Consider the following 21,113-nt stretch of genomic DNA (forward strand, 5'->3'; position numbering starts at 1 on the left):
TGCGTGCAAACCAAGTGAAGTTGATCTGATCTGCACGCTTTGTCTAACCAGCATAAGTGATGAGGTGGAACGTTATTCGTTGAGACTCTTCATACCGTACAGTCTGTATACATACAACGCTTCGAAAATTTGTTTCCGGCTGTCTTCACTCATATCCCGCTTCAATAGATCCAGGTTCATGTCGATCACATTGTGCGCGAGAATGTTCAGCAAGATCAAGTTCTCCTCGGTGCCAATCTCATATCGTTTATATTGATTCTTCAGATAGGCCTTCTTGGTTTCGATCATCAGCTCAACAAGTTCGTTCTTGGCGTTGGTGTAAATCGTACCTTTATTCTTTTCGAAAATAATCACGATCTGATTCCGGTACTTACTTAGCACATCCACCTGTTCCTGCAACAGCGCCGACTTTCGCTCGCTATCCGTTTCCTCGAACAAGGTCTTATTATCAAAGTGAATCGTCTCCACCAGCACATTTTTCAGATAATCCACCAGATCCGGCGGCACGACGGCGTAGAATAGTTCTTTCTTGTTCTTGAAATAAGTATAGATATTGCCCACGGAAATATTGATCTCATTCGCAATATCGCTCATCTTGGCATCCACAAAACCTTTTTCAAAAAAGACCTTGAGCGCTGCGTATTCAATCTCTTTCCTGACTTCGTCTTTCTTGGCTTGCACCATCGGGGAACGACTCCTTAATAGTGAATGATTGGTTCGTTATTAGGATAGACCTTTTTGAGTGGGGTGTCAAATGGATTACATTGATAAAAATAAAATACTATTGAAACAGAACATATGTTCCTGTATAATCAAATTATAAATTTTATTATAAAAAAATATTCTTTATTCGACTAATATCGACAGGATGAATCGTCTTTACATGATATTCTTTATAAAAAGTTTAGGTCGTAAGTACCTAAAAGGGAGGTCATGTAGTTGTTAGAATCAATCGTTGATATATCCGGAGATATTAAAAGAATTATAATGATGACTAAGGGAAGAACCTCTCATAAAAAACTAATTTGCATACAAGAATACATGAGAAGTCAACATAACCTTAATTGGAATTTAGAAAGTGTTGAGGATTTAGAAGAAAAACTAAATGATGTCAATATTGACCCTGAGATGATTTCTGAAATTTATGAATTATTAGATCAAAGCTTTTCTCAGGGATATCCATTCTTTGTATATGAATTATCGTTACTAAATAATGTTTCAGAGGCTAACTTAAAGGAATCAATAGAGAAATGTTTCAAGTTAAATGTGGAATGTACTCCTTATCAAAAATCCTACATTTATTTGAAAAGGATAAGTGAAATCGAACACATTCAAGGAGACTCTTTGCGTTTTTCTGTTGTTTATGAGCAATTCGAAGAAAAACCTATAAGAGGAGGGGGGATAGAAAAAGGTAAGAGTGAAGAAAAGACTACTTTTGAAGTATTCTTTGATTTTAAGTTCTCATTATGTTATTTCAAGTCTGGTGATAAAAAACATACCCTTTGTGTACAAAAATACTTATCTCGTAATATTAGTACCCTATCTTTGATTTCATTTTCTGTACCAACCAAGCTTAAAACAGTGACCTTTCTAGGGGATATTCCTATGGATAATCAAACTGCACTTATTTTAGATTTTCTTGAAGAACAATTGGAAATGGAGGAGTTCTTAATCACGGATTATTTCAGCATAACATTTGAAAATCGCAAAAGCACTAAAGTGAAAGCTGTAAGACTTAGTGGCAGTAATCTGTTTGAAAGCTATGAAGTAGCAGAGCGAATGAAGTATCAAGATAAAATAAAATCAGTAAAGTTCCAACTCGTGAAAGAGAAAAAAAGATTAGATGGTAATGTTTCTGTGGTACTTTCTGCGGTAAGAATTGATTTTCCGAGTACTTTCAAGGTTGTATTTAGTGAAATGCCAAATTCTGTTTACTATAGAGAGTTTATACAGCATATTATCACAAGTATGAAAAAATCAATCTCTAAAGAACATAGCGCCTCGGAAATTGAACTTCGAATGGCGAGATTGATTAGGCTTGCTGAAGTTAAGGATTCTTATATTGTGCAACGTACATTAAACGAAATTAAAGATAAAATAGATAAATTATCACTAGAAGACAGTAGTAAAGAGGCAGTTTTAAAGTTGCTTACAGAGTATATGCCTGTGAGGTGAGTATAGAGTGAAATATAGCGATGCATTTTTTCTTTATCATATAAAGAAGAATGAATCTGCAGGAGATATGATTAAAAGTCACCAAAGTTATTGGGTCAGATATCAGGAGGTGGATAATTATGTATGCTACTATTATTACATAATGGAATATGGCTTTCATGAAATTCCAGTATGGTTTAATTTCCATCTTAACTATGCAGTCATCTTTGTTAGTAATTCTGATTTTATTACAAATGTTATACGGGAGATCGAGCAAACATTTTATTTTCAATGTGAAGTGTTGGTTGTTGAAGATTTTAATCAAATAAACAATATAAATATAATTCCTAATGCGGGTTTTGTTCTTACAGATCTCTTGAAATTTGATTATGATCGTATCAAAACAATTAAAAAAGTATTAGGTGATAGGATTGGGTATGAAAGAGAATCTTTACATGAGTATTAAGGCTTTTTTCGAATACGTTTGGAGTTTATTGGTTGATTCAAGTGATGTAGTAGAATATGTAGGTTGGATAACAGCTAGTATCTTTGCAATTATTGCTGTTTTTTCTATTTTTTTAGCATTTCAATTTCAAGTAAATGTTAGCGATTCAGGAAAATTGATTGGAAAGATGAGAGAAGTATTTAAAAATAGAAAAATTGAAGACTTGATTAATGTACGTGAAGAATTCATAAGTGTTAATTCTAAATTTGTGATAGTTACGATTGCAGTGGATATTACACAAAGAGTAATTAAATTTCTTATCGGAATTTGGAGTGTGAGTGGTTTATCAGTTTTGGCTAGAGAGTCTTTTAGTGATGATATGGGATTTAATTTAATTCGATTCTGTTTGATAGCGAGTGTAACAATTCTATTTTTATATTTTGTTTCTAAACTGTCCCAAATAATTAGTGACTTTTCAAGTACAGAAGCAGAGAAAAATCAAATCCATAATCAAGAAGATCTTTGTGATATTGAGAAGTTAATTCCTATGAGAATAGATATTACTGATATTATTTATCTTTCTAATCCAGCCTTTAGTTTCTCTACTTGGGGGGACGAGCCGTATGTTGAAACATCAATAGAACAAAATGTAGTATTCAGTAATTTCAACATCTTGTTAACAATTATTTCCGAGGAAGTACAAATCTTCATTGGTGCTTCAATAAAAAATCCTAAAAAGTCTACTTCCGTTCTATTTAGCTCACTAAATGATAGAGAAAAGATTAATCAATTTCTTTTTGAACATGGATTCACCTCATCTGATATATCTATCACAATTAGTGCTGGTGATATGTTGAGCCATTATATGGCTCAGGTTGAAGTTTTAAATGAAGATAATTATAAAATAAGTATGGGAACAGAAATAAATAATTCTTGGTCACCACCATCTGACAAGATAGATCTTTTGAGACAGGGGCAAGAGTTTGTCTCAGTCCATTTTAATTAATAGCACTATATTTCTCTAATCTCAATAATCTCCCTTATGTCGTCAATATCCAGTGCTTCTGCAATCCGCTCAATATGAGCAAAATTGATATTCTCTCGTTTCCCAGACTGCAACTCACTTAAAGCGGCGTGGCGAATATCGGCCATACGTGCTAATTCTCGCAGTGAAATGTTATGTTTTTCCGTGAGTTTATGAATATTGACGACGACTTTCTTAGCCATAAGTATCACTCCTAAATTTCCCATATGGTCTTGACGTTACGCATGAGCGTACCATATACTTTTTGTATATCTGGTACTCTTATGCGTACCAATTTTAGGAGTGGTGACATGACAAGTACCAACAGCGAAGACCTCGCTTTGCAGTACGCACAACTTGTCCAACAGGAAGACGATTACGTCGATCAACTAGTCACATGCAATAAACTCATCCTAGATGCCATGGACATCATCGCGAAGCAGGCAGGTGTGCTAGACATGGATACCGTGAAACAAGCAGCATATCACCTTCATTCCATGGAACAGGATCTAAACCGAAAGTTATTTGAAGTACGACTGGAGAAGAGCATCTTGGCCCATCAAATGAGTCAGTCTACATAAAACCACCTTAACAAAAGGACAGCGCAGGATCATATAAGATGATCTTGAACTGTCTTTTTGTCTTTCCATCCATACGGTTTTCGTTCCTAAATAAGCATTGACTTTCCCCACAAATCCCCCTACACTTCAATTATTAAAATACTTTTAAAAACATTCGTTGAATGGTTCGAAATCAACGAAAGGAGGCATACAACTAACCATGTTACCTACATCTCACAACACCCAGCAGGTGAAGCGCATTAACGTTGAACTTGTGAAGAATACGCTCCGATCCATGGGCGTAGGAACGAAGGCTTCTATTGCAAACCTGACGAAGCTCAGCGTAGCGACATGCGGCACGATCCTTAACGAATTGCTTCAGACAGGTGAGATTATTGATCTGGGTCCAGACGAATCGAGTGGGGGGAGACCTGCGAGTCGGTATCAGTTTAATGCGGACTACGCGAGTGTGCTCTGTCTGATTATTCGAACGGAGGGCGGCATTCACTCGATCACACATACATATGCCAATCTGAACGGAGAGAAGGCGGACGAACAGACGCTCATTTTGGATGAGATCAATGTAACGGTGGTAGAGGATCTGATTGCAAATCTGATTGAACAACACCACAATGTGCAGGCGATTGGTATCGGCATACCTGGGGTGGCACACAACGGCGTTATTGGGATCTGTGATGTACCGGAGCTGATGTATCAGCCGCTCGGCCCAAGGCTTAAGGAGCAATATGAAGACGTAGAAGTGGTGATTGGCAATGACATGAACCTGACGGTCTACGGTCTGTACAACCAGCAGCAATTTGAAGAAGAGAAGAATTTCGCGGTAGTTACGTTTCCTGAGAATCATTTTCCGGGTGCGGGCTTTATTATTGATGGTCGTCCGCTGACAGGGAACACGCAATTTGGGGGCGAGGTATCTTTTCTACCATTTGGCGTGTCACGGGAAGAGCAGTTGCGAATGTTGAAAACGACAGAGGGTTTGAAGGAACTCGTCGTACAAACGCTGGTATCCATCATCGCGATCATTAACCCGGCCACGATTGTAGTCACAGGGGATACGATGGACCCGGCTATGCGGGATGGCTTGAGGCAAGGTTGTCTGGATCGAATGATTCCACTGGAGCATATGCCGGAGTTGATCATACAAAGAGACACTCGGCGCGAATATGTGACTGGACTAGTTGCTGTTACGCTGGAGAGCCTGACCTACCGCATTCAGGTGATTGAGAAGCAATGGTAAACAACTACTTTTATGAAGCTAAGCAAAATATCTCACACGATAACGGAGAGTGCGGAACCAATCTGAAGAGCGCCTTTATCACCGGATTTTCCCTTTAGGACATGGGATCAGAAAAATCTGGGGATAACAGCGGTCGGAAGATGGTACTGCAATCGTAGTTATGAAGTGTAACCATTTTTCTGAACACAATGGAGGAACTTATTTTGAATCAGCAAGCAGGTACACAAGGAAACAAACGAAAGTTCAACAAGCTGTACGCCATGCAATTGGCAACGATCTTTCTTGGATTTATCGTATTCGGGATATCGGAAAATATTAAGGGGCCAGCCGTCCCGCGCATTCAATTCGACTTCAATCTGGATGAGAAACAGCTCGGGACGTTATTGTCCCTGAATGCACTAGGGTACCTGATCGCCTGCTCCTTCACGGCTATTCTGGTTCGCAAATGGGGCATCAAGGCGGTTAGCATCATATCATTTGCATCGATGATCCTCTCGGGGGTGTTCATTTATGTGTCTCATACCTATCCACTCTTTGCTTCATCGTACTTCTTCATGTATATCGGTAACGGCATGCTGGAGATTGCCTTGGCGATTCTGGGTGCGCGGATCTTTGTAAAAAACACAGGTACGATGATGAACCTGTCCCATTTCTTCTATGGGCTGAGTTCAACGGTGGCGCCTTTATTGGCGACAGGTGTTATGTCTTTGCGCGTGTTCGGACACGAGCTGGACTGGCGCGGTATGTATCTGGTGATGTTGTCACTCTGTCTGCTGCCGATCATTGCGGCGCTGCGCAGCAAATTTCCGGGGGATGATCTTCCTCATGAAGATCGGACATCACTCAAGACGTTAACACGTGATCCTGCCCTTTGGCTGATGGTGCTTATTCTTTCTTTTGGCGTGGTATCGGAGCTGGCGGTTGGGGGTTGGCTGGTTAATTTCCTGGAAAAAGCCTACACGTGGGACACGGTCAAAGCCTCCGGGTTGTTATCTGCGTTCTTCCTCACGTTCTCGCTGGGACGCTTGCTGCTTGGACCATTGACGGACCGGATCGGATTTGTTTTGTCACTGATTCTGTTCTCGGCTTTCTCGGGAGTATGTACGTTCGTGGCGCTTGCAGGGGGAGAGCGGCTTGCGATTTTCTTTGCGATATCTGGCGCGGGAATAGCGATGATCTATCCAACAGTTATGGCGTTTATCGCCCGCAGATATCCGAACGGCAGTGACACCGCGATCACGTTCACGGTTACTCTGATGGGTGTTGGCAGTGTCATCGGTAACTATGTGATTGGCTGGGTCATTGAAGGCGTGAAGAATATGTACGGCTCAACGACGCAGTTGGGCCTGCTACGCGGACTTCAGGCGGGGTACGGATTCATCGGTTTATGTGCTGTGATCTGTGCGGCATCTGGCGTAGTGTTGTATGGTTATTTGAAAAGAAGGCAGGAACTGATTTAGTTGTTAAGTAACACAGCTTTATAAAGAACTCTTTCTCACTCGAACTACGGAGTGGAAGGAGTTTTTTTTATACTGCGAGAGAGACTTTTCATACATATAGATCAGGATCAACTGACCAATTGGTACGATATAGACCTTCAGTCCGACCAGCTGGACAAAATGTTACAAAATAGCATTATTTACTTTAACAAGCTGAATATTTTGGCGAATTATATATAGGAGGCATTATGGATACTTCAAAAAAATGAGTGTAGCGGCTATAGCAACGATAGCTCATTGGGAGACGGAAGTTCTTATCGATGGGAATGGACCTACGTAAAAGATGCTTTAACGATTAAAAACACAGATGGAAATGGCTCCCCAAGCTCCCGTTCGTTCGGCGGACATGGCAGTTATTCGGGTCCAGGAGTTGTCTCATTGATCACCGAGCAATTATCCATAGAAACGGGTAACACGATCGATCCGTTAAAGGGAGAAGCAGTCATGCATATTTTTGGAGTGCATCCTTCTCCGTTAAAACAAGAGTTGGAATTGGTTGAAAAATATGATTAATCGATTGGATATTAGTTTCCGTCCACCTGGATCGATTCGTCTGCATTCGTTGGTTGATTGGTCGGCGTTCCGGAGCACTTCCGCGGAGAGAATGGCCAAGCAACCATGAGCTTCGGTTATATCTTAAAAGTCTAGTGATCGTATCAATCGATGTAGGAAGTAGAGACCTCTTACCTGAAGATTAATCGTTTTGTTCAGGTAAGTTCGGATTTGTTCTGCAAGCTTGATCACCTGCTCGATGTTTTGGAATTCTAACAGTGCAATTGATTGCTTTAAGTGTACAGTCTCCTCGGAATAAACAGAGCTTTGCAATATCTGGATCATCTTAATTTTAAGCAGGTGTGCTTCATTATATAGACGGTATTTGTTATCACAGTTACGTTCAGTAGTGAACAGGCCACTTTTCTCCCAGTATCGAATCGCTGATTTAGGGACCCCCGTCCGTCTAGAGACCTCGTGGATGTGGAAGCGCTGGTTCAAGCCGAAAACTTGACCTTCGTCGGAATACGAATTCAACTCCTCTACCAGTTGTTCCAAACTTGCTTTTTCCTGATGCAGTTTGACCTCCCTCTCCCTAACGACCCACAATGCGTCATCCAACTCATTTCTTTGGAGACCATGTAGCACCTCGGTCGTCACGTCCATCCCGAATGCAGGGGCCATGGCTTGAATACATGCCAGATAGGCTTCATGCCTTTCCGTATACATGCGATAACCATTGGCAGAACGCTCAGCAGGAGGAATTAACCCCTTCGCTTCGTAGTTTCGCAACGTGCTAGCGCTTATCATAAATTTATTCGCCAGTTTTTTTGGTCGCATTCCCATGTTATCCCGCCTTTCTAATAAAAAGAACATTGAAACTATTGTAACGTTAACTCTATCCTTATGTTGATTTTATTTGAACTTTCCTGAAAAACCTTCCAATTGGCTTACATGTTGTATGATGAAGGTAATACAAATCAAGGAGGAATAAAAATGACCTTTAATCCAGTATTCCATTACGAGATGACAATCGAGGAGATTAGCCAGGTAGGCAATCGGTACATTGAATCGGCATGGAAGCCCTTGTATGACTCTATGCACGATCAACTAATGGTCGCTTTTCATGAGATCGAGGATGCTGCCTATGGGCTGTATTTAGACAGGCTGATGCCTCTTTTTTTTGATGGCCTTGAGGACGCCGGCTTTGAAGCAATGGAATCACTCGATGATCATGATTTCGTTATCGGCAAATGTTTACTATTTCGAAATTCGCTAGAAAAGTGGGGAACGGAGGAAAATAGGTCCAGGTTATTTTGGAATGTTGTACGTAGTAAAAAAAGCCAACAACCTATTGGAACTTTATTGACGGAAATTCCTCATTCCCATCTGAAATTTGAGATTCCTACAGCACCTGTACTCTATTCGTTGAGGGAAATTGAGAAAGAACAGATCGTGCAAGGAATCCGACGCATTAAGGGATAGATCGAGATTGACGAACGCAGTGCCAGCATAAAATGATTCATTGGAAGGTGGGGTTGATTGGAACGATGTATGGGAAACTAGAGCTAGTGAACGGAAGGTGGAAGTTAAGCGAAGTTCACCCGCATGTTGTAATTCGCTTGAAGCAGCTGTTTCCACGCGTTGCTATGAAACAAGCGGGCACATTTTTGTTTTCGAACAGATCGAATATATGTACGGATCTTGTCTGGTTTACTCAGCGGTTTCCGATGGAGATAACTTCTGAAGACAGGGCTAAGTTATTGCGTGGCCACGATAAGTTCTTTGAGAAGAAAGCGTACATGGAACAGATACTCACTCCTGATTATGACCCCATCTTACGCCTAGGCCTCAAACCTGGACAAAAGATTCGCCACTATCAATTACAGGCTATCGATCTGTGCTTGGAACGCCGTTCTCTGCTCCTCGGTGATGATCTTGGCCTCGGAAAGACGTACACAGCGGCTGGTATGCTTCTGGAACCGGATACACATCCCGCTGCCGTTGTCGTTCAGGCTCATCTCCAAGACCAATGGAAAGAGAAGATTGAATCCTTTACGGAGCTTATTGTTCATAAAATTGAAAGAACACGACCATATTCGCTTCCCGTTGCAGATGTTTATTTGTTCAAGTATAGCCAGCTTGCCGGTTGGAAGAACTTCTTTGCAGGCGGCTACTTCCAATGTGTCATATATGACGAAATCCAAGAACTTCGAACCGGTCTTACAAGTAATAAAGGCGAGGCCGCGAAAATTTTGTCCGATGCAGCAGAATTCCGGTTGGGTCTTTCGGCAACACCGATTTACAACTACGGTACTGAGATTTGGAATGTCTTACAATTCCTCGACCCCGACCTATTGGGAACCTATTCAGAGTTTATTAGGGAATGGTGCCGTAATGATCGGAAAGTTCATGACCCGGTTGTACTAGGCAGCTTCCTTCGCGATCAGAATGTCATGCTCCGGCGGACGAAAAGAGAAGTTGGCCAACAGTTGCCCCCCGTCAACCAGATCGTCGAGGTGGTCGAGCCCGATTTATCAAAGTTAAAATCGGTGAAAGCACAAGCAAAACAACTTGCCTTAAAAGCTTCCCAAGGGACATACCTGGAACGTGGTCTAGCAGCTCGTGAGCTGGACCTTTTGATGAGACAGGCAACTGGTGTGGCTAAGGCTGCAGGTGTTGCGCAGTATGCGAAACAGTTGTTGGAAGCAGGCATCCCCTTGCTTCTTGTTGGATGGCATCGCAATGTTTATGAGATATGGCTTAAGGAATTGGCAGATTATCGGCCAGCTATGTATACGGGCAGTGAGTCAGATATTCAGAAGATCGAATCCGTTAGGCGGTTTGTTCAAGGGGAGACAAATGTATTCATATTATCGTTGCGTAGCGGTGCAGGGTTGGACGGTTTGCAGTATCGCTGCTCGACTATATTGTTCGGAGAGTTGGATTGGTCGCCTAAGGTACATGAACAAATCCTTGGTCGTTTAAATAGGGAAGGTCAAGAGGAAAAAATCACAGTAGTATACTTAAATTCAGAGGAAGGTTCCGATCCGGTCATGCTAGACGTATTAGGCTTGAAGCAGGCCCAATCAGAAAAAATAATCGACCCTCACGACCTATCGAACACTAAGTCAATTCAAAAGCTAAACAAGACCCAAGCGCTTGTCAATCAGATTCGATAAAGGAATTGAATTGTACGAACACCCTTGTCGCTCCACAGCATCGCATCGAAAAAATATTTCAATTTAACGGAGACGACCTACCATAACGATTCTTCTCCGAATGGCTTCCTACTGCTGGATACGAAAAGGTCGATGGAATGGAATTTGAAATTACAGGAGTTAAAGACGGACTTAATTTCGTTGAGCTATGGTTTGCAGATAAGGATAATAACTTAGGTGTGATTGTTTAAAAACATCTTCTTTGATTATATTCAAATCCAATAGAGCAGTTTGCAAGTTGTCAACTGCTCTATTTTTTCGTTTAGCCCTAAGCAGATAAAACTAAACAAACTTGTTCGTTAATGAACTGGATCAGCATAGCATGACGTATGAGCAACATAAGCCTTCCAAAAATGTTGGGAAGCATGTCCAAATCTACAAATGCTTTTTCAGTTTATTTAATATGTGCTGAGTTCGGTACTATGAAGGATACCGTAGTTCCCCCACCAGGTGTACTTTGAATCGCTAAGCCTTGTCCATATATTTTTTTGAGACGACGATCCGTATTAATTATTCCCACCCCGGATGTCCCAGCTTTTTTCTTGCCATCCAATAGGGAAGAAAGTTTGCTCTCATCCATACCGACTCCATTGTCGTGTATGACGAATTTGATGCAGTTTTCTTCTTTCTTAGCTGTTATGGTTAGTTTTCCTCCGCTTGCCCGGTTCAATATTCCGTGACGGATTGCATTTTCAACGATAGGCTGTATCGTGAGTGGAGGAAGTTTGGCCTCCAGATGATCGGGCAGGTTCCATTCGACTTCCAAACGCTCTCCAAACCGTTCCTTTTCGATGTATAAATAGGTTCGTAGCAAATCAAGTTCATGGGAAAGGGGAACTAGACGCTCCAAATTTCTCGAATTAAAGCTTCCCTTCAGATAATCACCAAATGCTACGAGCAAGGCAATCATTCGATCTGGATCTAAGAGGCTGAGTGAAGCGATAGAATTGATCGTGTTGAATAAAAAGTGAGGCTGAATTTGAGCTTGGAGCCAGGCAGCTTCCATCCGCAGCTGCTCGTCAACGGATTGCTTGAAATGGATTAATGCACGGACTCTGGATTGTAGCTCTAACACTTCAACCGGTTTTGCCAAGTAATCATTGGCGCCTGCTAGAAATCCAGTATGAATATCCTCAGGTCGGATTCTTGCCGTAAGCAGCAATACGGGCAGCTCGAAAATGGTGAATTTCTTACGTATCAACTCGGTAAGCTCATAACCGGACATCTCGGGCATCATGACATCCACAACAACCAGATCCCATTGGTTATGGCTAATTTGTTTGAGTGCCTTCTCAGCACTGTTCACAGTTGTAACTTCATAACTGTTCAGCTCCAGCAATGACTTTATAACCTTCAAATTGATGGCATCATCATCAACAATAAGGATAGACCCAGTGACACTCTCCATCTTGTATCCGTTCTCTGAAGAAACAGCTGCCTCACTATTTCCTTTCATCGTGTGTTGTATCTGAACGGGATGATCCTCTATGACGTTACCCTTATTTAAGCCCTCTATAGATGATGTTTTTGTTGTTGCTGCCAGAGGAAGGTTGAAAGTGAAAATGGACCCTTTTCCCAAGACAGATTCCAGCTCCAATGTTCCGCCATGAAGTTCCACTAAATTTTTGCATATACTTAGCCCTAGACCTAAACCGCTACCTTGAGAGGTGATACTCGAATCAGATTGTTCATAGGGGGAGAAGATTCTATGCTTCATCTCCTCGTTGATACCGATACCCGTATCCGCAATATGGATATAAACAGTCTCATTCAGGACTTCTGCACGAAGGGAAACACGGCCTTCCCTAGTATATTTCAGAGCATTATGCACTAAATTAAATATAATTTGAATAAGGCGGTTTTCATCTGCTGCCACGTTAGGCAGTGAATCGGGAATTTCATTCACCAGCTGCACGTTTTTATCCACCGTCATATAGTTAAGCATCTGGATTATGCCCCCTGACACAGCAGATAAAGAAACACTCGCTATATTTAGCGTGATCCGGCTGTCTTTGAGAAGAGTGATGTCTATCAGGTCATCGAGCAGATGTGACATACGTTGTCCAACTTTAGTGATCAGCATTAAATCTTCTTGGTCCCTCGTATCCATCCTACTGTTCCTTCGAATGATAATGGATTGAGCTATATTAATGATCGCGTGTAGCGGATTTCGAAGTTCATGTGACGTATTAGCAAGAAATTCATCTTTCTGCTTGTCCACCTTTTTGAGCTCTGCGGCTTGTTTCTCAGCACGTATTGCCGTTTTGGTGAAGCGTACAAACCAGAAAGAGGCAAAAACGACAAAAGCCACAATAAGGTCGATGGGGTAGAAAGGTAGATCATTATCAAACCTAGACTTTAAAAATCCGCTGAATATCATATTGATTGAAACGGCAATTCCGGCAAGTAATATTGAAATTGCTGCTTCTTGGCCTGTCCTGACGGCTTGCCTTGAAATAATAGGGACAAGTAATATGGCCGAGAGCATAAAAATGGCAAGAATCTTAGATGTGTAATCTAACCAGGCAAGAGGGAAGAATAGGTTAATAGCTGCATAAGAATAAAAGAAAATAGAGAAGATAATGATCAGTTTCTTAAAACTATTAACAGACAGCAGATGCTTTGTACATAGCACTAAACAGTATGAAAGGGCAGAATATCCAATGATTCTCATCCGTATTGCCCATTCAAAGTTTATAGGAAGCCATTGAAGCAGCATTCTGTCATCGTCCATCCACGTAACAATCAAGGCAAATATAATAATTCCGGCAAAATAAAAAAGCTCTTTCTTTCGATGGCCGACGAAAAGCAGGATAACGACATATAACATGTGGAGCAACAGAATAATGCCGACTAGCAGCTGCATGTTCTCACTATTATACTTTTCTTTCATGACTGCAGCTGAAGTTCCAAATTTGATGGATTGAATAATTCCGCCTTTGTTATGATAGTGGAAATTGCTGACGTGAATCACAATATCAATGTTTGACTGCTCCACTGTAAAGTTACCTGTATACGGTACGACCTTAGAGATCGTTCCAATTGAAGTTTCATCAGGGTGGCCTGATTCGTATAACAGGTTACCGTTAATATATAAGCGATAAGCAGTCTTGATTTCAGGAATATGAATGCCATAGGACGTATTCGATTTAGGCAAAATTACGCGAAGTCGATAAGTTCCGAAATTGGATTCTGGACTCGTATCATTAAAAGTACCGGGAACCTTTGTTGGATTTACAATACTCCGCCTATCATTGAAGGATTTACGGGGAGAAAGGAAGATATCAGGGGAGAAGTTCCATTGCCCGTTCAGTGTGATCGTCTGTCTATCATCAAATTGCCAACTTGATAAATCAAGTTCCCCTTGTACTGCATGAGGTTGACTTGGAGAAGAGTACTCCGTATACCATAAAAGCCTCATTCCCATTAAAACTGCTAAGTAAATTAGAATAAGCCATGCCAGCCTGAGTTTTAATATGTTTTTCTTAATTTGAATGAATGATGGCAACATTAACAATCCTTTATCATACGTATAGTGGAAAAAATACTGACTCTCCTAGGGAGTTGGCACAAGATAACAACATCTGCCTAAAATGCTGATTTTAAGCGGCTATGTTTCCTTTCCCATCCCCTAAACCATTGTTGAATATCGTCTCCTGGGGGCATATCGTACTCCTCTTCTAGTACTTCTACGAGTTCTTGATAACACTCAAGGGCCTTTTTTGGTTCATCTATCTTGTCATAGAGCTTCATCAAAGCAAATGAAGAATTTTCCTCGGCCGGATTGAGACGGTTTATCTGTAAGTATATTGTCAAAGCTTCGCTAAGTTTCTGTTGATCTTCATACCACTGTCCTAAACATAGTGCTGTATTAAGCCATAATTGTTTGAGCCTTTGCCGCTCTCCCTCTGCCCACCAGTAATCATATTCTTGCAGATAATCACCTGTATAACTGTTGAATTTCCTAAGGTAGATCTCTAGGTTGTTTTCCGATATATCTTTAACGTCCGGAGAGGAGTCCCACTCTGCCACATCCAGGATAACATTCTCTAGCTCCAATAAGTAACCGTCATTCGCACTCTTGATCTGAAACCTCTTTCCATAAGGGTTGAGGCTTTTGCGAATATGGTAAATCGTTGTGTAAAGTTGTGAATATGCTTTATTTACATCTACATTAGTCCATAGCGAGTCCACGATAAATGATTTGCGAACTAGCTGCCCTCTGTGCTGAAGTAGATACAAAAAAAGTTCCTGCGCTCTGGTGGTTCTCCATTGGATTAACGAGAAGTGGCCAGATGTTTGCGGCTCTTCAATCATGACTTGTTTGAACAACGTCATCTTAAGTGGTTTTAGAGAATCAGCATGATTAAAGCTCACGGTATTACTACTGATTATCCGATTCATCGTTTTGGACAATCGATCAAAGCGAACCGGTTTTATAAGATAATCAATGGCGTTCACTTCGAAGGCTTTTACAGCGTATTCTTGATAGGCCGTTACAAATACAACGATCAAACCAGGTTCATGCTCCAGCAATTTTTCGGCTAACTCAATACCACTCATCTCGGGTAATTCAATATCAATAAACGCAATATCCACCCTTGTATGTTTTGATATATCTATGGCGTCATAGGGGTTTGTAAACTTACCGATAATTTCAAGACTGAAGTTATCCATCTTCATTAAATGATGCTCTAAATAAGACAAAGCTAAAAGTTCATCGTCAATAATAATAGCTCTCATCTTGAATACTCCTTATATAACTAGTGAGTTTAGTTTACTATATTGATTTTATCACGGATGTTGAAAAATGGAATTAAAACTCGAAATATGTAGTCACCTATACATATTCTTATACAAAGAGATGATGAATAGAGATGATTTCAAAAGAATCTCACGGTAGGCGAAACCCGTCTGCGTTGGGTGTAATAGCTCCTGTGCGAAGCTCGTGACGGATATTACTTATGTCCGGATTGGACATGATTTTGCTTACCTATCGGTTGTGATGAATCTGTACAACAACGAATTGTAGCCAGAGAACTCTCCGAGCGAAATGACTTAAAACTCGTTATGGACACAGTGAAGAAACTGAAATGTGGACCAACCTGCAGTTGTATTTGGAGAAGCCTCAAAATCTGGAACAAGCAAGGACCCAAATTATCGAGTATATTTCGTTTTACAACAAGGAACGTTTCCAAAACAAACTCGGCGACCTCTCTTAGTCACGGCGTGCACGAACCAAAAAAAGCAGGACATCCATGTACTTGGGTAACTAGTTTGAAATTCCATAAACTGATAAAGCCCCACTGATCGTCGTGATCGGTGGGGCTTTGCATATGAATATACGAGTAGATTAGTACGGTATATCATCTATCACTAGTATCTTAACAAATCATAACCACAGGCCATATAAAGTAAGGATTTTTTTCATCATATATCAGCTACTCTACTATACAGTCCTCATTTTCTCAGCAAGTCTATGACTTGTTCAAAGCCGTTCTTCTTTTCCAACGTTTCAAAAGCACATACAATCCAAAAGCGCCTAAGAAGATCGCCGCTGCCGGAATGATATAAGGTTTAACAATCTCGTCCACATGCTCCCATTGAGAGCCCAATTTGAAGCCTAAGTAGATGTACAATGAGGTGATCGGAAGCATGGCCAAGAATGTAAAGATACTGAATTTAAACACATTCATCTTCGCCATACCACAAGGGATGGAGATCACTGTCCGAATGCCGGGAACAAAACGTCCATAGAAAGCTACCCCGCTGCCATATTTCTCGAAGAACTTATCGGAAGCGTCCAGATGGTGGGGGCGAATCAAGAAATACTTGCCGTATTTTTCGACCATCGGTCTGCCGCCATATCGTCCCAGGGCATATAACGTTAGAGGTCCGAACGTTCCACCTACGGTACCAGCCAGAATTGCCAGCCAAAGCTTCATATCTCCAAGATACACCCAGTACCCCGCCATGGGCAGCACAAGTTCAGCGGGTACAAATTCAAACGACAAGGCAATGACCAGACCTGCGTACGATAAATCTTTAAAAAAGAGTATAAATTGCGTGATCCATTCAGTCATGCTTTCCCTCCAAGAATCTACCTATTTTTATATAAAAGAAACACTCCTGTACAAAGAGTAACAATAGCGAATAGAGCTTGTCAAAGCTTACATGGATATCCATTAAGCCCGTCATGGCGGGATATGTTAGGTGTTACATACGTCTGGACACGGTTCGACACGAATCAGCAGACGCTTACTTCTTAAGCAACTTGACCACTCTTATCCCCTTTCACAATGGAAAGCCGATATAACTCTCTGAAAATGTTTCCAAATATAGTATGATAAGACTATCACTAGCTTCTTCACCATCCTATACATAAAGAGAAGGAGATCAGAACATGACCGTAACTTCGATTATCGAACAAATTCATATTATTGAATACGATCCCTCTTACGCTGCCGCACTCGCGGATATGTGGAACCGCAGTAATGAAAGCTGGGGAGGTGGCACCAACCTTAGAACAGAGGAAACGGTTCGCCGGGAGATGGAGAATTCGTCCAATCTTCATGCATTTCTAGCTGTTCATGGGAAAGAGGTGGTTGGGTTTTGCAGTTTCGCCCACTACCGCTATGACGAGAAAGCCCTATATGTACCGCTGCTTAACGTACGCCCCGACTATCACGGGTATAAGGTCGGACGCAATCTGATCCTGAATGCTGTGCGCAAGACTGTGGAGGCTGAATGGCCACGCCTGGATCTGTTCACATGGGCAGGGAATACGAAGGCTGTACCGATGTACAAGAAATGTGGATTCTTCTGGGAGAAAAAAGATGAACATGTGCATCTGATGAATTTCATCCCCACCATCTTGCAGACCGAAGCACTCGCTCCTTATTTTGAGGAGCTGGATTGGTATGCAGACAGTACGCGGGAACTCGTCACCGAGCCGGATGGCCGACGGGAGCGCGGTTTTGATTTCTTTGACTACACCTGGAGTAAGGGAGATGTCTCCCTGCGGGCTGAATTTGAAAAGTCGGGTCGCGGGCTGACTGCCCTCGAAACACCGGATTACGAAATCTCCACAGAAGTCGACGATCATGATCTGGTATTCGGTTCCAGCTATAAGATTCGCTATCGCATCAAGAACACTTCTGCGTCTGAACTGGCGGTTGAGATCAAGGGTCAGAATAACAAAAACATTCGATTTTCGCTGGAAGCTGCACGAGCAGTCGCTCCGGGAGAAACCATCATCGTGGAGGGTGAGTTTCACCTTGATCCGATTACAGAGGAACAGAATAACAATAAGACCCATCCCGTTGTCGCCAGCACATGGCTGATTAACGGCAAGAAAGCGGAGTTCAGGTTGGGTATCGCCCCGAAGTTCCCAGCCAAGATTAAGACTGTATTGCCCGTGAAAGAGCTTTACCCCGGCATCCCGGCGGAATTGGTTCTGAACGTGGAAAATAATGTGGATGCAGAAACGGAGTTCAGCTTGGACCTGCCTGAGGATGAATTCCTTGAATGGGCAGAGCCTTCGGTGCGCTTTACGGTACCTGCCAAAGGCAAAGTGTCAGTGCCAGTGCCTTTCACTTTGCGTTCGTATGGTCTCTATTCCCAAGAAGTAGAAGTGAAGGCAGTCCCAGTGGGGAACCATGCGATCTCTTTTACAAGTAAACTTTCTGTACTGATGAAGGGAATCGAAGGGAAATATGGCGGGCAGGTTGAGGATCAATGGGTGGCTGTCAATGGCGCATTCTCCATCCATATGAGCAAACAGGAAAATAACATGTGGATTGAATATCCGGGCTCCCGTCATTCGTTCTGGTGGACTTATCCGAAGCTAGGTAAGCCGTTTGCCGAAGAGTTATCCAAGAGACAAGCAAAAGAAGTGAATATCTATCCCGAAGGGGCACGTCAGGTTCTTGAGGCACTGTATGATTCGGAGGATTTCCCTGGCTTGCAGATCAAGTCCGTGGTCAAGCTGTCTGCGAATGGAATCGCTGAATTCCACCACGAGGTTGAGAATACACGAGACACCGCCTGGGAAGAGGACCTGTTTCTGATGAATAACTTCGGATTCTACGGAAACCGGCTAATCCTCCCGTACCAAGACCGTTTTGTGGATATGGGCGATGATTATGCAGGTGATCCGAATCATTGGGATAGTGCGCAGATTACAGAAAACTGGCTGTTTTGCAAGGAAGAGTATGGCGCGTGCGGCATCTATTGGGACCCTTCCCTGAAGCTGATTCGTCCGGAGTACACGCTGGGGTTGCAGCATGAGCTTGGACGTTTGGAGGCAGGCGCTGTAGCACGAACAAAGGAAACCGTGTTTGCCTTGAACACGTTTGCCAAATGGTCAGATTTCCGTGCGTTTGCTCGCAAACAGCGTAACCCGATTATTCCGTTGCTGGACAGTCATCTGGATCTGACACTGAGTGAGGGGAATCCATTTGCCCCGGATGTGCTACAAGCTGCGTTGACTGAACACAAACTGGTTCCGCTTGCGGGCAAGCTGGAGCTATACGTACAGCAGGGTGGCGAACCGGAGGTTATGGCAAACGTTAAGGAATTCAATCCGGAGCAGAATCTTAACTCCGCGAAGCTGACATTTTCACCTGACGAAGCGGACCGCCATGACCAACACGTGAGTGGTTGGAAAGTTCGTGGGGTATACCGGGGTGAAGATCGGATTCAGGAGCGAACGGCCCTTTGGTTCCCGCAGAGTGGAACAGAGGTTAAGCAAATACTTGAAGAAGGTTCATCTGGACCTTTGTACACCGTAGACAATGGAGTATTGTCGATCGCCGTTGCTCCTGAATTCGGGAGTGTAGTACACTCTCTGAACTATGCAGGAGAAGAATGGCTGGACAGCTCGTACCCTGAACCGGCTCCACGCTCGTGGTGGAATCCGTGGTACGGCGGGCTGGGTGTCGGGATTCCGGGCATGAATGGTTTCAGCCGTCAGTTGGAACAGAGAGCCGCTTCCTGGACAGAGCAGAAGGATCAATACGGCAACGTCTGGAAGGGTGTAAAGCTGACCACCCGGATTGAGAAGCATGAAGCGAATCGGGGAATCACGATCCACCAGCATTATCTGATGCTGCCGGGTGTCCCTATACTCTGCACCCTGCTTGCCGTGACAAACGAAAGCGGACTGACGCTGACGAATTATTCGCTTGCGGAGGAACGTTTCCTCCAGCCTTCATCTGTATTTGCGGAAGGTTGGATAGAGCAACCGGGTAAAGATCGATTCCCGCTGGGCAAGGTGGATGTGGGCCTGCCACTTGAAGACCTTTTGCGAGTAGGATCGGTTTCGCGTGAGAACATGCTGCATGCGGTCCATCGTTACCCGAATCAGAGTGCATGGGGGTTTGCCAACAATCAGGTGACAGGTCTGAACGTGAATCATCATCTGACACTCCATCACGGGGAGACGGTCTGGACGGAGCCAACATATCTTGTCCTGGGGCCAATCCCGCTGAATTCAACGGATGTGCATGACCTTCTCAAACTGAATTTTGCAACTTCTACCGATGAAAAGGAGGCTTCACATGCCGATCATTGATATTCACATTCATCTGTCGGACATCGACAGCTTTCACCGAACAGCAACCGATCTGTCTAAAGTGGATTACTCTGCCGCTGGTCTTCAAGCGGAGTTCGATAAGAACGATGTCATTCTGGGTATCGGAATGGGGGTTACGGAGCAGACGAAGGGCGCGTTCCCGGATTCCAGTTCCCCTAACCCGATGGGACTTGATCTGGAAGAGAAAGTTCCGTCATTCCTCATGGAATGCGTGGGGATTAATCCCAATGCGCTAGATGGTAAACACGCTCAGGATGAGCTCGACCGGATTGAAGCAAGACTGCAATCCCCGGAGGTAGCCGGAATCAAACTCTATGCCGGATACTATCATCACTATGTGTATGACAAAATCTATACCCCGGTCTATGAACTCGCAGCCAAGTATAACTTGCCTGTTGTCATCCATACGGGAGACACGTATTCCATGAACGGGTTGCTCAAATATTCGCATCCACTGACGGTGGATGAATTGGCTTTTCAGCAGCGAGGTGTGAACTTCATGATTTGTCATCTGGGTGATCCTTGGGTGATGGATGCAGCTGAAGTGGTGGCGAAGAATCCTAACGTGTATGCGGATTTGTCTGGTCTTGTGGTGGGGGATCGGCCTCATTTTGAACGGTTCATGAACGAGCCTTTGTTCATGGATCATTTCCGCCGGGCCTTGGTCTATTCGGATCATTACGAGAAAATGCTGTTTGGCACTGACTGGCCGCTTGCGCCCATCGATCTGTATGCCGAATTCGTCCGCCGGCTTGTACCGGAGCAGCATCATGATAAGGTGTTCTACGAGAATGCCTTTGGGCTGTTTCCACGTATTGGACAGCGTATTGCCGATCTGGGTTAAGCGAGGGATATGATTTCAACA

General features: G+C 43.0%; 17 protein-coding genes and 1 pseudogene. 12 read left to right on the forward strand and 6 right to left on the reverse strand.

Going from position 1 to position 21,113, the window contains the following annotated elements:
• Positions 1–72: 72 nt before the first annotated feature.
• Positions 73–684, reverse strand: coding sequence for a TetR/AcrR family transcriptional regulator (locus tag AC4G47_RS06960; protein ID WP_491105461.1), 612 nt, complete (start codon positions 682–684; stop codon positions 73–75).
• 255 nt (positions 685–939) lie between these two features.
• On the opposite strand from AC4G47_RS06960, the gene AC4G47_RS06965 reads away from it, so the two are divergent.
• From AC4G47_RS06965 to AC4G47_RS06975, 3 genes are read left to right on the forward strand one after another with little or no spacing between them, the layout of a single operon-like run.
• A complete protein-coding gene (locus tag AC4G47_RS06965; protein ID WP_491105463.1) occupies positions 940–2,175 on the forward strand; it encodes a hypothetical protein in 1,236 nt (411 codons plus the stop codon).
• A gap of 7 nt (positions 2,176–2,182) precedes the next feature.
• A complete protein-coding gene (locus tag AC4G47_RS06970) occupies positions 2,183–2,620 on the forward strand; it encodes a hypothetical protein (protein ID WP_491105464.1) in 438 nt (145 codons plus the stop codon).
• The gene (locus tag AC4G47_RS06975) at positions 2,610–3,605 is read left to right on the forward strand and encodes a hypothetical protein (RefSeq protein ID WP_491105466.1); all 996 of its coding nucleotides are present in this window, start codon (positions 2,610–2,612) and stop codon (positions 3,603–3,605) included. Before AC4G47_RS06970 ends, AC4G47_RS06975 begins: the two co-directional genes overlap by 11 nt.
• A 5-nt stretch (positions 3,606–3,610) precedes the next feature.
• Here AC4G47_RS06975 and AC4G47_RS06980 read toward each other — a convergent pair whose 3' ends face one another.
• A complete protein-coding gene (locus tag AC4G47_RS06980) occupies positions 3,611–3,826 on the reverse strand; it encodes a helix-turn-helix domain-containing protein (protein ID WP_491105468.1) in 216 nt (71 codons plus the stop codon).
• A 108-nt stretch (positions 3,827–3,934) separates the two neighbouring features.
• Between AC4G47_RS06980 and AC4G47_RS06985 the strand changes: the two genes are divergently transcribed.
• The 4 genes from AC4G47_RS06985 (at position 3,935) to AC4G47_RS07000 (ending at position 7,453) form a co-directional block, all read left to right on the forward strand.
• Entirely contained in the window at positions 3,935–4,204 is a 270-nt protein-coding gene (locus AC4G47_RS06985; RefSeq protein WP_491105469.1) for a hypothetical protein, read from the forward strand.
• A 199-nt stretch (positions 4,205–4,403) separates the two neighbouring features.
• Positions 4,404–5,441 carry an ROK family protein gene (locus AC4G47_RS06990; protein WP_491105470.1) on the forward strand — a complete coding sequence of 346 codons (1,038 nt, stop codon included), beginning with the start codon at positions 4,404–4,406 and terminating at the stop codon, positions 5,439–5,441.
• Positions 5,442–5,701: 260 nt separating this feature from the next.
• A complete protein-coding gene (locus AC4G47_RS06995; protein WP_491106658.1) occupies positions 5,702–6,901 on the forward strand; it encodes an MFS transporter in 1,200 nt (399 codons plus the stop codon).
• Positions 6,902–7,318: 417 nt separating this feature from the next.
• Positions 7,319–7,453 (forward strand): hypothetical protein, encoded by a 135-nt coding sequence (locus AC4G47_RS07000; protein WP_491105472.1) that lies wholly within the window; start codon positions 7,319–7,321, stop codon positions 7,451–7,453.
• A 123-nt stretch (positions 7,454–7,576) separates the two neighbouring features.
• Here the strand turns inward: AC4G47_RS07000 and AC4G47_RS07005 are convergent, their stop codons facing one another.
• A complete protein-coding gene (locus AC4G47_RS07005) occupies positions 7,577–8,278 on the reverse strand; it encodes a MerR family transcriptional regulator (protein WP_491105473.1) in 702 nt (233 codons plus the stop codon).
• Positions 8,279–8,428: 150 nt separating this feature from the next.
• Between AC4G47_RS07005 and AC4G47_RS07010 the strand changes: the two genes are divergently transcribed.
• Positions 8,429–8,917: a DUF6022 family protein gene (locus AC4G47_RS07010; protein WP_491105475.1), complete on the forward strand. Its 489-nt coding sequence runs from the start codon at positions 8,429–8,431 to the stop codon at positions 8,915–8,917.
• Positions 8,918–8,970: 53 nt separating this feature from the next.
• Entirely contained in the window at positions 8,971–10,614 is a 1,644-nt protein-coding gene (locus AC4G47_RS07015; protein WP_491105476.1) for an SNF2-related protein, read from the forward strand.
• A 433-nt stretch (positions 10,615–11,047) separates the two neighbouring features.
• Here the strand turns inward: AC4G47_RS07015 and AC4G47_RS07020 are convergent, their stop codons facing one another.
• Together AC4G47_RS07020 and AC4G47_RS07025 are read right to left on the reverse strand one after the other, a co-directional pair.
• Complete coding sequence (locus AC4G47_RS07020; RefSeq protein ID WP_491105479.1) at positions 11,048–14,164, reverse strand: ATP-binding protein; 3,117 nt, start codon at positions 14,162–14,164, stop codon at positions 11,048–11,050.
• Positions 14,165–14,241: 77 nt separating this feature from the next.
• The gene (locus AC4G47_RS07025) at positions 14,242–15,396 is read right to left on the reverse strand and encodes a response regulator (protein ID WP_491105481.1); all 1,155 of its coding nucleotides are present in this window, start codon (positions 15,394–15,396) and stop codon (positions 14,242–14,244) included.
• A gap of 199 nt (positions 15,397–15,595) precedes the next feature.
• Between AC4G47_RS07025 and AC4G47_RS07030 the strand changes: the two are divergent.
• Positions 15,596–15,875, forward strand: a pseudogene (locus tag AC4G47_RS07030) (hypothetical protein); the annotation flags it as partial.
• 255 nt (positions 15,876–16,130) lie between these two features.
• Here AC4G47_RS07030 and AC4G47_RS07035 read toward each other — a convergent pair.
• On the reverse strand, positions 16,131–16,736 hold the full coding sequence (locus AC4G47_RS07035) for a DedA family protein (RefSeq protein ID WP_458123659.1): 606 nt from the start codon (positions 16,734–16,736) through the stop codon (positions 16,131–16,133).
• Between the two features lie 320 nt (positions 16,737–17,056).
• Between AC4G47_RS07035 and AC4G47_RS07040 the strand changes: the two genes are divergently transcribed.
• Together AC4G47_RS07040 and AC4G47_RS07045 are read left to right on the forward strand one after the other, a co-directional pair.
• Positions 17,057–20,227 (forward strand): GNAT family N-acetyltransferase, encoded by a 3,171-nt coding sequence (locus AC4G47_RS07040; protein WP_491105483.1) that lies wholly within the window; start codon positions 17,057–17,059, stop codon positions 20,225–20,227.
• Positions 20,214–21,092, forward strand: a complete 879-nt coding sequence (locus AC4G47_RS07045; RefSeq protein ID WP_491105484.1) for an amidohydrolase family protein — start codon at positions 20,214–20,216, stop codon at positions 21,090–21,092. Before AC4G47_RS07040 ends, AC4G47_RS07045 begins: the two co-directional genes overlap by 14 nt.
• The last annotated feature ends 21 nt before the right edge of the window (positions 21,093–21,113 follow it).

Source organism: Paenibacillus sp. Negev47, assembly GCF_058313655.1.

Bases quoted from the DNA above. Each gene is read 5' to 3' on its own strand.
- AC4G47_RS07045 (WP_491105484.1), top strand. From the start codon at position 20,214: ATGCCGATCATTGATATTCACATTCATCTGTCGGACATCGACAGCTTT.
- AC4G47_RS06975 (WP_491105466.1), top strand. From the start codon at position 2,610: ATGAGTATTAAGGCTTTTTTCGAATACGTTTGGAGTTTATTGGTTGAT.
- AC4G47_RS06980 (WP_491105468.1), bottom strand. From the start codon at position 3,826: ATGGCTAAGAAAGTCGTCGTCAATATTCATAAACTCACGGAAAAACAT.
- AC4G47_RS06960 (WP_491105461.1), bottom strand. From the start codon at position 684: ATGGTGCAAGCCAAGAAAGACGAAGTCAGGAAAGAGATTGAATACGCA.
- AC4G47_RS06990 (WP_491105470.1), top strand. From the start codon at position 4,404: ATGTTACCTACATCTCACAACACCCAGCAGGTGAAGCGCATTAACGTT.
- AC4G47_RS06985 (WP_491105469.1), top strand. From the start codon at position 3,935: ATGACAAGTACCAACAGCGAAGACCTCGCTTTGCAGTACGCACAACTT.
- AC4G47_RS07035 (WP_458123659.1), bottom strand. From the start codon at position 16,736: ATGACTGAATGGATCACGCAATTTATACTCTTTTTTAAAGATTTATCG.
- AC4G47_RS07010 (WP_491105475.1), top strand. From the start codon at position 8,429: ATGACCTTTAATCCAGTATTCCATTACGAGATGACAATCGAGGAGATT.
- AC4G47_RS07020 (WP_491105479.1), bottom strand. From the start codon at position 14,164: ATGTTGCCATCATTCATTCAAATTAAGAAAAACATATTAAAACTCAGG.
- AC4G47_RS06995 (WP_491106658.1), top strand. From the start codon at position 5,702: ATGCAATTGGCAACGATCTTTCTTGGATTTATCGTATTCGGGATATCG.
- AC4G47_RS07005 (WP_491105473.1), bottom strand. From the start codon at position 8,278: ATGGGAATGCGACCAAAAAAACTGGCGAATAAATTTATGATAAGCGCT.
- AC4G47_RS07025 (WP_491105481.1), bottom strand. From the start codon at position 15,396: ATGAGAGCTATTATTATTGACGATGAACTTTTAGCTTTGTCTTATTTA.
- AC4G47_RS07040 (WP_491105483.1), top strand. From the start codon at position 17,057: ATGACCGTAACTTCGATTATCGAACAAATTCATATTATTGAATACGAT.